General features: G+C 36.1%; 16 protein-coding genes. 4 read left to right on the top strand and 12 right to left on the bottom strand.

Going from position 1 to position 13,682, the window contains the following annotated elements; all coding sequences use genetic code 11:
• Positions 1–103: 103 nt before the first annotated feature.
• The 3 genes from I6F53_RS10945 to I6F53_RS10935 all read left to right on the top strand — a co-directional run bounded on the left by I6F53_RS10945 (position 104) and on the right by I6F53_RS10935 (position 4,598).
• Positions 104–1,366 (top strand): nitrate- and nitrite sensing domain-containing protein, encoded by a 1,263-nt coding sequence (locus I6F53_RS10945; protein WP_197239557.1) that lies wholly within the window; start codon positions 104–106, stop codon positions 1,364–1,366.
• Between the two features lie 270 nt (positions 1,367–1,636).
• A complete protein-coding gene (locus tag I6F53_RS10940; RefSeq protein WP_197239556.1) occupies positions 1,637–2,827 on the top strand; it encodes a sensor histidine kinase in 1,191 nt (396 codons plus the stop codon).
• Between the two features lie 55 nt (positions 2,828–2,882).
• A complete protein-coding gene (locus I6F53_RS10935) occupies positions 2,883–4,598 on the top strand; it encodes a two-component system response regulator (protein ID WP_197239554.1) in 1,716 nt (571 codons plus the stop codon).
• A gap of 76 nt (positions 4,599–4,674) precedes the next feature.
• Here I6F53_RS10935 and I6F53_RS10930 read toward each other — a convergent pair whose 3' ends face one another.
• From I6F53_RS10930 to I6F53_RS10920, 3 genes are all read right to left on the bottom strand, one after another.
• The gene (locus tag I6F53_RS10930) at positions 4,675–5,124 is read right to left on the bottom strand and encodes a response regulator (RefSeq protein ID WP_197239553.1); all 450 of its coding nucleotides are present in this window, start codon (positions 5,122–5,124) and stop codon (positions 4,675–4,677) included.
• Positions 5,121–6,575, bottom strand: a complete 1,455-nt coding sequence (locus I6F53_RS10925; RefSeq protein ID WP_197239552.1) for a sensor histidine kinase — start codon at positions 6,573–6,575, stop codon at positions 5,121–5,123. Before I6F53_RS10925 ends, I6F53_RS10930 begins: the two co-directional genes overlap by 4 nt.
• Before the next feature lie 351 nt (positions 6,576–6,926).
• Positions 6,927–7,364 carry a PACE efflux transporter gene (locus I6F53_RS10920; RefSeq protein WP_197239551.1) on the bottom strand — a complete coding sequence of 146 codons (438 nt, stop codon included), beginning with the start codon at positions 7,362–7,364 and terminating at the stop codon, positions 6,927–6,929.
• A 126-nt stretch (positions 7,365–7,490) separates the two neighbouring features.
• On the opposite strand from I6F53_RS10920, the gene I6F53_RS10915 reads away from it, so the two are divergent.
• Entirely contained in the window at positions 7,491–8,396 is a 906-nt protein-coding gene (locus I6F53_RS10915; RefSeq protein WP_197239550.1) for a LysR family transcriptional regulator, read from the top strand.
• A gap of 16 nt (positions 8,397–8,412) precedes the next feature.
• On the opposite strand, the gene I6F53_RS10910 is transcribed toward I6F53_RS10915, so the two are convergent.
• The 9 genes from I6F53_RS10910 to moaA all read right to left on the bottom strand — a co-directional run bounded on the left by I6F53_RS10910 (position 8,413) and on the right by moaA (position 13,676).
• Positions 8,413–9,057 (bottom strand): MOSC domain-containing protein, encoded by a 645-nt coding sequence (locus tag I6F53_RS10910; protein ID WP_197239549.1) that lies wholly within the window; start codon positions 9,055–9,057, stop codon positions 8,413–8,415.
• Positions 9,058–9,128: 71 nt separating this feature from the next.
• On the bottom strand, positions 9,129–9,812 hold the full coding sequence (locus tag I6F53_RS10905; RefSeq protein ID WP_197239548.1) for a hypothetical protein: 684 nt from the start codon (positions 9,810–9,812) through the stop codon (positions 9,129–9,131).
• Between the two features lie 31 nt (positions 9,813–9,843).
• Positions 9,844–10,212 carry a hypothetical protein gene (locus tag I6F53_RS10900; RefSeq protein ID WP_166420737.1) on the bottom strand — a complete coding sequence of 123 codons (369 nt, stop codon included), beginning with the start codon at positions 10,210–10,212 and terminating at the stop codon, positions 9,844–9,846.
• Positions 10,213–10,237: 25 nt separating this feature from the next.
• The gene (moaE, locus tag I6F53_RS10895; RefSeq protein WP_182779952.1) at positions 10,238–10,696 is read right to left on the bottom strand and encodes a molybdopterin synthase catalytic subunit MoaE; all 459 of its coding nucleotides are present in this window, start codon (positions 10,694–10,696) and stop codon (positions 10,238–10,240) included.
• Positions 10,696–10,995, bottom strand: a complete 300-nt coding sequence (locus I6F53_RS10890; protein ID WP_197140211.1) for a MoaD/ThiS family protein — start codon at positions 10,993–10,995, stop codon at positions 10,696–10,698. Before I6F53_RS10890 ends, moaE begins: the two co-directional genes overlap by 1 nt.
• A complete protein-coding gene (moaC, locus tag I6F53_RS10885; RefSeq protein WP_024593775.1) occupies positions 10,973–11,443 on the bottom strand; it encodes a cyclic pyranopterin monophosphate synthase MoaC in 471 nt (156 codons plus the stop codon). Before moaC ends, I6F53_RS10890 begins: the two co-directional genes overlap by 23 nt.
• Before the next feature lies 1 nt (position 11,444).
• Positions 11,445–11,984, bottom strand: a complete 540-nt coding sequence (moaB, locus tag I6F53_RS10880; protein WP_024609783.1) for a molybdenum cofactor biosynthesis protein B — start codon at positions 11,982–11,984, stop codon at positions 11,445–11,447.
• Positions 11,981–12,703, bottom strand: coding sequence for a molybdenum cofactor guanylyltransferase (locus tag I6F53_RS10875; RefSeq protein ID WP_197140209.1), 723 nt, complete (start codon positions 12,701–12,703; stop codon positions 11,981–11,983). The genes moaB and I6F53_RS10875 overlap by 4 nt, the downstream gene beginning before the upstream one ends.
• Before the next feature lies 1 nt (position 12,704).
• Positions 12,705–13,676 carry a GTP 3',8-cyclase MoaA gene (moaA, locus tag I6F53_RS10870; RefSeq protein ID WP_149602496.1) on the bottom strand — a complete coding sequence of 324 codons (972 nt, stop codon included), beginning with the start codon at positions 13,674–13,676 and terminating at the stop codon, positions 12,705–12,707.
• Positions 13,677–13,682: the final 6 nt, after the last annotated feature.

Below are 13,682 nucleotides of genomic sequence, written 5' to 3'. Positions count from 1 at the left end.
TTTAAGCAATTGTATTAGCTTGATTTTAAATTCAATGATGAAATTTATTAATGATTGGAACAGTGGTTGCACTTTAAAAACAAAAAAGTGTGGAATAATATCAATGGCGACAAACAATCCTCTCACAAAACAGTTTTTATTAGCTGCTAAATATCAAGAAATACACGCGCTAAAGCAATTACAAAACAGTTGTTCCTCGCTCACTAAGTTAGGCGATTTTGTACATCAGTTACAAAAAGAACGCGCAATGAGTAATATATTTTTGGCCTCAAATCGAGAGCGATTTAAAACCCAATTACAAGAACAAATCCCTTTAAGCAACAGCGCACAAACTGCATTTTATGATTCTCTTAAACAAACATTTATAAACGACAACGCCGATACGGGCCATACTCGGTTATTTAATTTAATTACCTACAGCTTACAAGCACTCGATGCATTACCGGTATTGCGCAAGCAAATAGCACAACAAAACATTAGTGCAGTACATGCTACGCAGTCGTTCACGCAGTTAATTGCTAGTTTACTCAATATTATTTTAGAGGCAGCAGATGGCGCAAGCGATCCTAAAATAACGCGTTTGTTAGTCGCATTTTTCAATTTTATGCAAGGTAAAGAGTACGCAGGACAAGAGCGTGCCTGTGGTGCACAAGCATTTGCAGCAAGTAAATTTACCACTGAGCAAAAACAGCAGCTCGCGCACTTTGTACAAGAACAAAACCACAGCTTTGAATTTTTTAATGAATACGCCGATGAGCACCTTTTAAAATGCTTTGCCACACTAACAACGCATCAGGTTAATAATCAGGTGGAGCAACTTAGAAGTTTACTGCAAAAACTCGATGACGAGAATGCTCAACCGCTCTCACAACTGAGCGAAGTATGGTACGAAGTAACCACTACGCGCATAGATATAATGCACAAAATTGAGCAAAACATAGCAGATCAGTTAATTGATACCGCTGCAATGCAAATAGCCTGCGCTCAACGTAGCTTAAATACAAACAAGCAAGTGCTTAACAATATGGCAGAGCAACACATAGCCCCAACTTTTGGGCAATTAGCCATTAAGCAACCAGAGCCAGAAGTAAGCCAAAATATAGCGGCCGATAAGCTCAATAGTAATAAAAGTATGTACGATTTAATTATCGAGCAAAGCCAGCATATAAAACAAATAAACCAAGCGTTACTTGACGCTAAAAAAGTAATTAGTGAGCAAAAGGTAATTCACCAAGCCAAATATATACTTATTGAGCAGTTAAAGCTCACTGAAGAGCAAGCCCATAAACAGCTACAAAAACAAGCAATGGATACGCATAAAACCTTATTTAGCGTAGCGCAAACAATAGTACAAATGAGCGATTAAAAGTGGTGTTCTTATTGGTTTTGATAAGAACACCACCCCGCTTAGTGCTTATTTACTCAGTTATAAGTTGCTCGCCTAGCTTAAGCCTTCTCTGTATTTAAAAAAAAGATTCATAACCTACTGACTACAATAAGGTAAGGCTCTTATGTGGAGTCAATTTATAATGCAAATTATTCAACGCATTCAAAATAATCAACTACAATAAGTTAATCATTTGTTACATCTCATTTTGTTGAGGCGTATTTATTTAATAGTGTTGTAGGATTTTGAATGCCCAATGTAGAGAGTTATATCGCAGATATATCATTAATTGATGAGCAGCAATTAATTACGCCTGTTGATAATGGCATTCAAAAAAACTTAGAGAGTATTGCTGAGCTAATTTTAACTATTTTTGATGCCACCGCATTTTCTATTGTTGCTAACCTCCCTGAACGTATTATTGAGCTATATAAATCCGGTTCAAAAATAACAGTCGCTAAAGAGCAACTATCTGATGACATTTTTAATGAATCGATTATCGAACATGATCCTAAAATATTTAGAGTGGTATCACCTATTATTTTGCCCTCAAACCTTAAATTTGGGTGGTTTATATTTGACCGATCAAGTAATTCACTACTTACAGAAAAAGAAAAATCAATCTTAAATAGTTTACAAAAAAACTTTGTAAATCAGTTAGTCCAACGTAAAAATTCATTAGATAAATTAAACAGTGCTAAGTTTCACTCAACAATTTGCGAGCTAAAAAAAGACGAAACTGAAAAAGATCGCCTAATTAAAAAATTACAAAAAATGAGCGATGAACTTGATGAATTTACCAGTATTGCTTCACATGATCTCAAGTCACCATTAAATGCTATAAAACGTTTATTAGAGTGGGTTTATGATGATTGCAAAGATTTACTCCCGCAGGAGCACCAAGAAAACTTTCAGCTTGTACTCAGCCGTGCCAATAGAATGCAAACACTGCTCGAGGATTTACTAAACTACTCAAGAATAAATAGCTGCGATTCAACTCGTGCAAACATATCTTTAGAAAGTATTTACCATGATGTAGCACAAATTCTAGAAATTCCACAAACTGTAACTGTACATATAAATGCTAACAACAAACTGCTCGATATACCGCTACTCCCTTTTAAAACTGTTTTTCAACACCTTATAAGTAACGCAATAAAGCATAATAATAAAGAGCACCTGGTTATTGATATATCACTTCTACCCTCTGCTCATTATTACATTATTGAAATAAAAGATAATGGCCCAGGGATTGACCCTAAATATTTTTTACTCATATTTAAGTTATTTCAGACATTACAATCTCGAGATGACGTTGAAGGGAGCGGCATTGGACTCTGTATTGCTAATAAGCTCATTATTAATTATGGGGGCAAAATTGAAGTAGCCTCCGATGGAAAGCTTGGCAGTACATTTACTATTTTTTGGCCCAAAGTTTAACTATGAAATTATCAATTATAAACGAGCAAAATTTAGCTGCTTTTAGAAGGAACGTATGAATATCTTAATTGTTGATGATGACTTAGTTGATCGCAAATTAATTAAAAAAATGCTTACTTCAGATGGCTCTCACCATCATGATATAACCGAGGTAACGTGCGTTTGTGAAGGATTAAAAGCAATTGAAAACAACCACTTTGACATAATTTTACTCGATTATAATATGCCTAAAGAAGACGGCATTGAAATGCTAGTTGAAATGCGCTCAAAGCCTAAACTCGGTAACACCGCAATTATTATGATCAGCTCCTCAGAAAACTCAACCTTAGCTATTGAGTGTATAGAAGCAGGCGCTCAAGACTTTTTACCTAAAGGAGATATAACAGGAAGCAGTTTAAATAAAGCCCTTATATATGCCAAAAAACGTTTTGAAGCAGAACAACGTATGCACAACAGTTATCTTGCTGTAAAGCATATGGCTGAGAGGGATCAGCTTACGGGTTTATCTAACCGGTATCATTTTGAAGAAATACTAAAAGTAATGATAGCCAATAATAAACGTGCTAAAAACTGCGTTGCTTTACTTGCTTTAGATTTAGATAACTTCAAAAATATAAATGATACGCTTGGGCATAGTGTCGGCGACGAAATTTTAATACAAACCGTGCAAAGAATTAATAGCTGCCTAAGACAAAACGAAGGGTTTGCTCGATTAGGAGGTGATGAGTTTGCAGTTATAATAGGCGGAATTTGTAATATTAATCAAATAGGTATGATAGCAAATAGAATTTTAGCTGAAGTGTCTAAGCCCTTTTTACATGAAGGTAGAACTTTAAATTGTAGTGTTAGTATAGGAAGTGCTTTATACCCTAATGATGCGACTGAATCACATGAATTGCTCAAATGTGCTGATATTGCAATGTATCGATCTAAGCAAAGTGGTAAAAGCAGAATTAGCTTCTATAAAGAACAATATCAATATGAATTTAGCCGCCGCGTTGATATTCAAAATAGAATAAAAGAACACGTAGAAGAAGAAAACTTTAGATTATTTTATCAACCTGTTTACTGTGCAAAAACACAAATGATGACGGGGGTTGAAGCATTGATCCGTTGGCCAAATACAGAAGTTACTTACACCCCTGATGAATTTATTCCTATTGCTGAAGAGTGTCGCTTAATAGAGCCCCTTGGTAAATGGATAATTGCGACTGCATTAGAGCAATTATCTGCGTGGCAGCAAAGCTATGAAACGCCGTTAACTCTATCTATCAACATTTCACCTATACAACTACAAAAAGAAACTTTAGAAACATATTTATTAAAAACAGTCGAAAAATACAATTTAAAAACCAGTAGCATTATTCTTGAAATAACAGAGACCGCTTTTATGGAAAACAGTAAAGAAGTGATTGATATATTAACTTCTTTATCTGACAAAGGGTTTAGGATTGCCTTGGACGACTTTGGTATGGGCTACTCATCTATATCGCACCTAATATCCTACCCTATTGATATAGTGAAATTAGACAAAAGCATGCAGTCGTTAGATGGCGAAAATAATAAGCGATTAAAAGTAATCGAGAGCTTATCTTTGATGCTTAAAAAATTAGATTTTTCTGTAGTGGCAGAAGGTGTCGAAACTCAAACCCAGCATCAACTATGTAAAAAACTAAACATAGACTACCTGCAGGGTTTTCTATTTTCAAAACCAATACCCGCAGACGAAATTAATGTGTTACTAAATACCTACACAAAACAAATAAGTTAGTATATGAAATGGTAATATATCAGCTATATAGTGGAGCTTTAAAAATGAACTTTAGAATTTTTAAAGCTCATACAAATCAGCTATTTTCGTTTAAATGCTGCCCGATGACAGCCAATATTTTCTCTTTCAAATCTGCCGCTTGAAAGGTGCCTTTTACAAGGTAACCTTTAACAAAATCGTGTGACATTATTATCTTTTTTTCTTCTTCTCTTTCAGATGAGCTAAACATCATAACCACGCATGAGCTGATTTCTATCATCTTTCTTAGTTTAGAAAATTCCTCTAAAAATTGGATCCCATTAACTCTTGGCATATTAATGTCTAAAAATATAAGTATGGGAGGAAATCCATCAGGGTATGCTTTTCTGTTAGCTTCATAATTCTCTAAAAACTCTAATGCTTCTTGACCATCTTTTTTTTCAAAAATTGTAAGCTCTAATTCGGCTTCCTTTATTAGTCTTTTAAGAATGTAGCGATCTACTTCATTGTCATCGACAATTAATATTGGGGGTTTAATTTTTGTCATGTTAGCTTATCCATTGGTATTATTATTTTAAACGCTGTACCTTCAGCAGAACTTTGCAGCGATATTTCACCATTTAAATATTCAATATGTTTTTTAACCAGCGCCATACCTAAACCAGAGCCACTGCTCGTGTCTGCATGAAATCGTTTGAACATATCAAACACTTCACTTTGATGCTTTTGTGGTATTCCAATCCCGTTATCTGTAACAATAATAATAAAATTATCCTGTTCGTTAAAAATATCACAGTGAACAAAAGGTGCATCTTTATTTCTGTCGTAATATTTAAGCCCGTTAGATATCAAGTTTTCGATAATTTGAGCAAAACGTGCTTTTTCGGATTTTATTGGTACAGATAAATTAATAGTTGTTTTAAGCGTACAAGGGTTATCTTGCATGAGCCAAGTAAGTCGCTCTTTCATATCAACAATTAACTGGTTAAAGTCAATTATGTTTCTATCTTCATTACCAATTTCAGCTTTCGCTAACAGTAAGATATCAACAACAAGTGTTTCTAACTTTTCCATTTGTTGATAAATAATCAGCGCATTTTGACTCGCCTCCTCTGTGTCTCCCGCTTTTATATCTTCAATAACAAAATGAGCTAGAGATTTAGCCCCTGACAGGGGTGATTTTAGGTCATGAGATGCCCGGTAAGCAAACTGAGCAAGTTCATCATTTGCTTGCTGCAGAGAAGCCGTTTGGCTGTTTATAATTTCTTTGAGTTCAATACTGTTTTCAATATTTAAAAGATCATTTTTAATACGCTGCCTCGCCGCTATCACTAATGCTTTTAATTCACCCGACGTTTTTATTTCAAGTTCATCATCTAGATTAATATTGCTTTCGGGTTTACTAGATAAAAGCAGGGTTAGATTTCGAATAGAGCTGGATATAGTGCGAGAAAGATACGTTATAAAAATAATATTGAAAAAAGATATGATCAAAACAAGGGGTATTAGCGTCATCAGTATAAACGATACTGTTTTTCTGATTGGTTCTTCAAACAGCTCTGAACTTTTATTAAAGCTATTAAGTGACACATTTAGGTTTAGTAAAAAATCATCTCTGCTCAATTCACCCTTTTTATATTGATCAACTGACAATAAAGCTTTATCTGCAATTTTAATATCGTTTTGACAGATTGTTAGCGTTTGATCTGTGTTAATAGCTTTCATAATGGCGAGATTTAATGGGTTTATTTCGTCAATACACTCAATGGGTAGTTGTCTAATTAACAATATATCTGACTCGATAGTGTTTATATCAATGGGAATATCGTTTTCTATTTTTTTAACTGACTTGGTAAGTTGCTGAGCATATTTTAAGTGAAGAAAATTAAGTTGGTGAAACTTAGCCCCCTTTGCTATTTCAAAAGCTGAATAAATAGTAATACTTACTTCTGCTGCAGTTAAAATGACAATAAGCATCAACTTTCTGGAGATATTCATGTGCGACACCTATTTTTAGCTACTAATTATTATTTTTATGCATAACACTATATTAAATATAGTATTTATAACCTTAGGTATAGCAGATTTATTTTTTTTTACTAGGTAGCCTATAAATTTTGATTTTATTTATAGGATTTAATCACAGCATTAAAAATTGTAATATTCAAAGCTAAATAACAGTACATATTTAGCTTCACTCAATTTTTGATAAAAGCTTCTTTGTTATTTTTTTGCCACTACAAAGCAGACACAGTTAGTATAAATGCTTCTAAAAATGCTGGTGTATTGGCAAATACACCAGCAGCTAAATACAAAATTTTGTTAAGTCATGCATATTTAAAAAGTGTATTAACATGCAACATTTTTTGAATGAAAAATATAAGCTCGTGTGTGGTCGTACACTAGGTTAAAAGTAAAAGCGTAAAGGGTTATAAAAAAAGTTACGCCAATATCCATTATTAATGCTTCCCATAAGCCTACTTTTAAAATGATTGCCATCACGGGAATAGTAAAAACAAGTAACCCGCCTTGAAATAAAAGCACGTGAAAAATACGGAATAATACAGAACGTTGCTCTTTTGCACCGGTAGCTACTTTGTCAAAGCACCAGTTGAAAATAAAGTTCCAACACATAGCAATTGTCGCAACAATTACCATAGTGCCCGATAAAGCCCCAATTGCATGATCTGTAAATAGTGCTAAACCTAAAATTGATAACGATACGGCTAAAATCTCAAACAAAACTGCCTGAAATACTCGCTCTGTTGCCCCCATTTTATCTGTCATAATGTCCTCTTTTATCTATTAATATTTAAGTGTAGTGATAATGACAGGTTTATTTAGTTACAAAAGTTAGCAACTATCACCAATAGTGATAAGATGAGTATATAGTTCTAGATAAAGTAGAATAAAATGTACAGCTTAGAGCAACTAAAAATATTTGTAACCGTAGTAGAAACCGGCTCTTTTTCAGCAACCGGGCGAAAATTAAAGCGTGCGCAGTCGGGTATTAGCCAAGCTATTTCGAACCTTGAAATTGCAATAGATCAAACATTGTTTGACCGTAATAAAAACACCCCCACTTTAACAGAAAGTGGAAAAACCTTGCTACCTGTGGCTTATTCAATACTGCAACAACAAACTTATTTCGATCAAAAAGTTGAGTCTCTTGCTAAAAACAACGAGCAAGACGTAGTAATTGCGATTGACGAGAGTATAAGTAATCACGGAATTTTAAAAATAATAGCCCCACTTGCACAGCAGTACCCTATTACAAACTTTGAGCTAATATCAGCTACTACGTTTGATGTAGAAGAACTTATAAAAACAGGTAAAGCGCAAATAGGCATCATATATAGTGATGGTGAATTAAAGGTAGATATGGACTTTTTTTTGCTAGGCCAAGCTCGATTTTTAACGATTGCGTCACCGCAACATGCGCTTGCTAAACTTAATAAAGTAAATAGCAGTGACTTAAAAGCACATAGGCAATGTGCTCACCGTAGCCTCAATCAATCAGAGTTATGGTTTAGCTATGCTATAAGCGCTAAGGTTTGGTACGCCAATACTCATCAAACACTTATAGATTTGGTAACACAAAATGTGGGCTGGGCGTTGGTGCCTGAGTTGGCAATAAAACAACAACTTAAACAAGGTGACCTTGTTGCTCTTCCTGTAGTACATGAGCAAGGTGGTTGGCTAACGCCTTTAGGCTGTGTGGTATCAAGAAGTAAACCTACAGGCCCAGTTACTGAAAGTTTACTAACCCTTTTACAGCAACATTTTTTAAAAGAAGGTGATTGGAAAGCTAAAGTTTAACAGCACTCACACGGCGTTATATTGCGAGCTTCTTTTTAATCTTAATTTGCCACTCAAGCGCAAGCTCGGGTAGTTCAAGTGCTGCTAGTAATACGCTTTCATAACCTGGGTATTGTTTATCAAAAAACGCCTGAAACAACGTTTTTACTGAAATGTTATGCGTTGCTTTTTTCTCAATGGTCACCGCATCACCTGTTTTAGCAATGCCTTGCTCAAGCACTCTAAAGTAAACACCGGTGTGGTAATACTGAGTAAACAGTTTTAGGCTTTGTTTATTATCAAGCGCAATAGCCAATTTAAAACACGGCACACGCGGCTGGCTTACTTCAAGTAATGCAGTACCAATTCGAATATGGTCACCTATGTGTATATTCGTTTCATCAAGGTCAGAAATAGTGAAGTTTTCGCCAAATATGCCGCTACTTAAGTTCTCGTTTTCAAGAGCCTTCTGCCAGTACTCATAATGATTTTGCGAAAACGCATATACTGCTTTATCCGCCCCGCCGTGGTTAACTAAATCAGCTTGTTCGTCACCTATAACATTTAGCTTTTCAATCGCTACAGGCTCACTCGTTGGGGTTTTAAATATGCCGGTTTTAACCTCTTTGCCGTTATATATAATGGTTTTTATTTTAGAGATATTAGTAGAGATAATTTTCATATAAAACCTTTAATGAATACTTTAAATAGCCTAAAAATATATTACTACCTAAACCCTCCGTTTTATAGCGATTAGGAAGAGCTCAACACTAAATACAGCAGCACACTAACAGGTAAGCTCATAATAAATACATAGCCATAAAAAAAGGCGATGCCACCCGCTGAGGTATTATCTACGTCACTGCTTACAATAGCGCCACCTATAGGAATAAGTAGAAATATATTAATAAGTGTACATAAAATAAATGCATCCCCAAATGCAGGAATAACTGACGCAGCAACGCACAAAGCTAGCACGAGCATATTACTCAATCCATCTTTTATTTTTCGTTTTCTTTCAATGACCTTTATAATTAAAGCACTAAAAATCAACCTCAGAAAATAAAGTGAAGGCCAAAATTTTTCATAACCGTTTTCAACTATAAAGTGACCAACTAACCAGTCGAAAAAACCTGCTATCAAAAGAAATGAAACTATTGACGTTAGGATAGCGCTAGTATTTATTTTTCTAGCTATTACATACCTAAAATTTAGCAACAATGATAAAACAAGTGACACTACAGTAACAATAAACAGTAAAACGAATGCATTCCAAAAACCTTCTGCGGATAGATATGCAAGACTTGGCGTAACACCTAACGCAAATTGATTAATTGGCTTATTTTCTGATGAATATTTTGCTTTGGCATACAAAGCAAAGTAAATACAGAACGGTTGTAAAAAAATAGCTAATAGTAAGAGAGTGTAAATTTTCATCATTCATCCTTGATGACAAACTGAACAATTTTTATAAGTCGCTAATATATAATAAAGTTAAAATTAGAAACACTACAAAAATGGGAGTAAGTATATAAAAAAGAATATTTGATATGATTTTGTATTTTTCTCTGAAGCTAAGCAAGCTATTGTACTGCGCCCTAAAAAATGGAAAAGTAAAAAAAGATCTAAAAATAAACCATAATACTAAGCTGCAGTGCAATTTTATTTCAAACCAAAACTGTTCAGGCTCAATATTTATAGAGTGACCAGCAGTGCTTTTTCCACCTATCGACCAGCCTGTTATGAGCTCTAACATAATAGCTAAAATTAATAGAGCCGCTACCCAAAGTGCAGCGGACTCTAATGACTCTCTTTTTGAGATAAATTTTGAACGCATCTTTATTCACACATTACATTTATGGCTACTTTTGCCACTTGCCCAGCGCTTGTTTGTCACTTTGTTTAAATTCAACCCAATTAGATGAGTCTTTAAAGTGTTCTTTTTTCCAAAACGTGGCGTGGTTTTTTAAATAATCCATTATAAATTGTGCGCCTTCGAACGCGGCTTGTCGATGGCGGCTGGTCACGCCTACAAATACAATTTGCTCGCCAAGTGCTAAGTAACCAACGCGATGAATAATGCATATTCTCGCCAGTTGCCAGCGAGTTTGTGCTTGCTCTGCAATAGATTGAAGAAGTTGCTCGGTCATACCAGGGTAGTGCTCAAGCTCAAGTGCAATAACGTTATCGCCACTGCTGAACTCTCTTACCAATCCTGTAAAGGTGACAACAGCGCCATCGCTTTTATTATTACTACAAAGCGTATTGTGCTCGTCACCTACATTAAAATCATCGGTTTGTACTTGAATATGTATGCTCATTAGCCACCTGTAACCGGCGGGAAAAAGGCAAGCTCATCCCCTGCTTTCACTATTTCGTTGCTTGATGACATAGTTTGGTTAAGCGCTGCAAGTAGCTCACGCTCTTCAAGCCACGGTTGCCAATGCGGGTATTGGCTAACTAATCTTAATTTAAGCTCTGAAATACTAAGCGGCTGCGTAATCTCAAGGCTTAATTTACTGCACTTTAACCGCTCTTTTAGTTGCCCAAAAAACAATAACTCTACTTTTCCGGCGCTAGATATAGCATCGTTTGGATTAATCGCGTTGCCAACTGCCATTTTTGCCCCCAGCTTTTTGAGTAACGCGCATGCCGCTAATTTCCATTAGTGGGTCGGCTGCTTTACACATATCAAACAAAGTAAGCGCAGCAACAGATACCGCCGTTAGCGCTTCCATTTCGACCCCGGTTTTACCGGCAAGTTTGCAGTAGCTGGTTATTTTAATTTGGCTGTTTGCTTCATCAAGTTCAAAATCAACAGCGACTTTAGTAAGTGCAAGCGGATGACAAAGCGGAATTAAATCGGCGCACTTTTTAGCGCCTTGAATACCCGCAATACGTGCCACTCCTAACACATCGCCTTTTTTGTTTTGATTAAGCATTACTTGCTCAAAGGCAAGCTTACTCATGCTAATAAAAGCTTCAGCTGAGGCATCGCGCAGGGTTACGTCTTTGAGCGATACATCAACCATATTCGCTTGGCCGTTTTCGTCAACGTGGCTTAACATACTATTGCTCACGCGATTCACACTTTTTACCAATGGTAATGTGCGGTGCAAAGTTACACGGTTTATGCATTGAGTTAAGTTGATCTTTTATAATGCCTGTCCACGCTGTTTTACATGCGCCTGTAGAGCCTGGCATACAAAAAATAACCGTGTTGTTAGCAAGTCCTGCCAGTGCACGTGATTGAATAGTTGAGTTACCAATTTCACCGTACGATATATGTCTAAATAACTCGCCAAAGCCGTCTACGCTTTTATCAAACAGCGGCGCAAATGCCTCAGGTGTTGAATCACGTTCGGTAAATCCTGTACCACCAGTCACTAAAATAGCGTGAATGGTGTCGTCGGCTATCCACTGCGATGCAATAGCGCGCATTTGGTAAACATCATCTTTTACAATTTCTTTATCCGCTAAGTGATGACCCGCCTCAGTTAGCGCTTTAATTAAGTAATGACCAGAAGTATCGGTAATCGCATCGCGCGTGTCGCTTACTGTAAGTACGGCAATGTTTAAAGGTATTTGTGTATCGCTTGTGTGGCTCATAATGTTCTTCTCAATTGGTTAATGCTTAGGTCAAAATGCTCATTTACAGCTTTAAATTGCGCCGGTGTATTGGTGTTTATTAATGCATGCGCTTTATTACATAAAAGCGTTTGCACACCAATGCTTTGGGTAAACTGTTTTATTGATTTATGACTGTTTGCGTTTGTGAGTATGTGTTTTAAATGATTTTTTACACTGCTTGTATTACGAATATACAGCGGTAGCGGTTCATTTTCAAAGTGCCAAGCATGTATTTGTGACTGATTTAATTGATTGCTCACACTTTGTACGTTATTTGACTGAGAAGCCAGCACTATTGTGCTTAACAAACTCCTCGTAAGTAGAGGCATATCTACCGCAGTAATAAGTAAATCGTGCTCGGTGGCTATTAATGTTGAGTAAATTCCGCCAAGGGGTCCACTATTTGGGTATATATCTTTAACGTACTTTTCTGAGGGATAATCACTCGGTGAATAATGGTTCAATGACTTGACTGGATTTGTAACGTTGCGGCTTACCAATATGTTTTTAGCGCCTACCTCTTTTAATAAATCACACGCATTTTGCAATAGCGTTTTATTTTTTAAAACTAAATCGGCTTTGTCTGTGCCCATTCTTGATGACTTACCACCAGCAAGCACAACACCTGTAAAATCTCGCTTAACTTTTATATTAGCTTTTATATTAGCTTTTATATGAGTATTCACATCAGCTCCCATATTAGCCGCCTAACATGGCTAAGTGAGTTGTCGCACCTGTTAGACGCTTATCTAGCTCATGGCTTATTTCTTTATTGCCCATAGCGGCTCGAATTGCCTTTACGGTCGCTGCAGTATCATCCTCGTTTAGCAGTTCGCGTAAATCTATACCTTGCTCGGCAAACAAGCATAAGTGTAATTTACCCAGCGCCGACACCCTTAAGCGATTACAGCTTTTACAAAAGTCTTTACTGTACGGCATTATTAAACCAATACGACCATCGTAATCAGGATGACAAAATTCCTCAGCGGGTCCGTTTAATTTACCCCTAACTACTTGTAACCAACCTTGGTCGAGTAATTGGGCTTTAACCGTTTGCCCACTTAAGTGGTTTTCTTCAAAAAAGGTGGCGCCGTCACCGGTTTCCATTAATTCTATAAAGCGTACCGTAACTTTGTGGTGCTTTACCCACGCTAAAAAATCCTTCAATTGGTTTTTATTAAACTGCTTCGCAAGCACTGCATTTATTTTTATGTCTTTTATGCCCAGCTCTACCGCGCGTTCAATCCCTTTTAAAATAAGGTTAAGTTTGTCGTGCCCTGTTATGAGTTTAAACATACTCGGATTTAAACTATCAATACTGACATTAAGCGCATCAAGCCCTGCTTCAGCAAATTCATCAATTTTCTTTAATAAATTAAATCCGTTTGTAGTAATAGCTACTTTTTCTATGCCGGGCGTGTTTTTACAAAGCTTTATAATATCGGTTACGTCGTTTCGCAAGCATGGTTCGCCACCTGTAATACGCACTTTTTTAGTACCAAGCTCTGCAAACGCATTTACTAACGTGCTAATTTCGTTTTTATTTAAAAAATTACGCGGCGTATCGCACTGATACCCGTTTGGTAAACAATAACTACAACTAAAATTACATACATCGGTTATTGAGAGGCGCAAATAGTTAAACTGCCGACCAAATTGATCATTAAGCATATGCTT

Origin of the sequence: Pseudoalteromonas sp. SWN29 (assembly GCF_015864465.1) — a bacterium.
In the GTDB taxonomy this organism is placed as follows: domain Bacteria; phylum Pseudomonadota; class Gammaproteobacteria; order Enterobacterales; family Alteromonadaceae; genus Pseudoalteromonas.
Note: the sequence above shows the minus strand (reverse complement) of the source record. Positions and strands in the feature narration are given on the sequence as shown.

Coding starts and splice junctions, on each gene's coding strand:
- I6F53_RS10945 (WP_197239557.1), top strand. CDS start 104: ATGGCGACAAACAATCCTCTCACAAAACAGTTTTTATTAGCTGCTAAA.
- I6F53_RS10940 (WP_197239556.1), top strand. CDS start 1,637: ATGCCCAATGTAGAGAGTTATATCGCAGATATATCATTAATTGATGAG.
- I6F53_RS10935 (WP_197239554.1), top strand. CDS start 2,883: ATGAATATCTTAATTGTTGATGATGACTTAGTTGATCGCAAATTAATT.
- I6F53_RS10930 (WP_197239553.1), bottom strand. CDS start 5,124: ATGACAAAAATTAAACCCCCAATATTAATTGTCGATGACAATGAAGTA.
- I6F53_RS10925 (WP_197239552.1), bottom strand. CDS start 6,575: ATGAATATCTCCAGAAAGTTGATGCTTATTGTCATTTTAACTGCAGCA.
- I6F53_RS10920 (WP_197239551.1), bottom strand. CDS start 7,364: ATGACAGATAAAATGGGGGCAACAGAGCGAGTATTTCAGGCAGTTTTG.
- I6F53_RS10915 (WP_197239550.1), top strand. CDS start 7,491: ATGTACAGCTTAGAGCAACTAAAAATATTTGTAACCGTAGTAGAAACC.
- I6F53_RS10910 (WP_197239549.1), bottom strand. CDS start 9,057: ATGAAAATTATCTCTACTAATATCTCTAAAATAAAAACCATTATATAT.
- I6F53_RS10905 (WP_197239548.1), bottom strand. CDS start 9,812: ATGAAAATTTACACTCTCTTACTATTAGCTATTTTTTTACAACCGTTC.
- I6F53_RS10900 (WP_166420737.1), bottom strand. CDS start 10,212: ATGCGTTCAAAATTTATCTCAAAAAGAGAGTCATTAGAGTCCGCTGCA.
- moaE (WP_182779952.1), bottom strand. CDS start 10,696: ATGAGCATACATATTCAAGTACAAACCGATGATTTTAATGTAGGTGAC.
- I6F53_RS10890 (WP_197140211.1), bottom strand. CDS start 10,995: ATGGCAGTTGGCAACGCGATTAATCCAAACGATGCTATATCTAGCGCC.
- moaC (WP_024593775.1), bottom strand. CDS start 11,443: ATGTTAAGCCACGTTGACGAAAACGGCCAAGCGAATATGGTTGATGTA.
- moaB (WP_024609783.1), bottom strand. CDS start 11,984: ATGAGCCACACAAGCGATACACAAATACCTTTAAACATTGCCGTACTT.
- I6F53_RS10875 (WP_197140209.1), bottom strand. CDS start 12,703: ATGGGAGCTGATGTGAATACTCATATAAAAGCTAATATAAAAGCTAAT.
- moaA (WP_149602496.1), bottom strand. CDS start 13,676: ATGCTTAATGATCAATTTGGTCGGCAGTTTAACTATTTGCGCCTCTCA.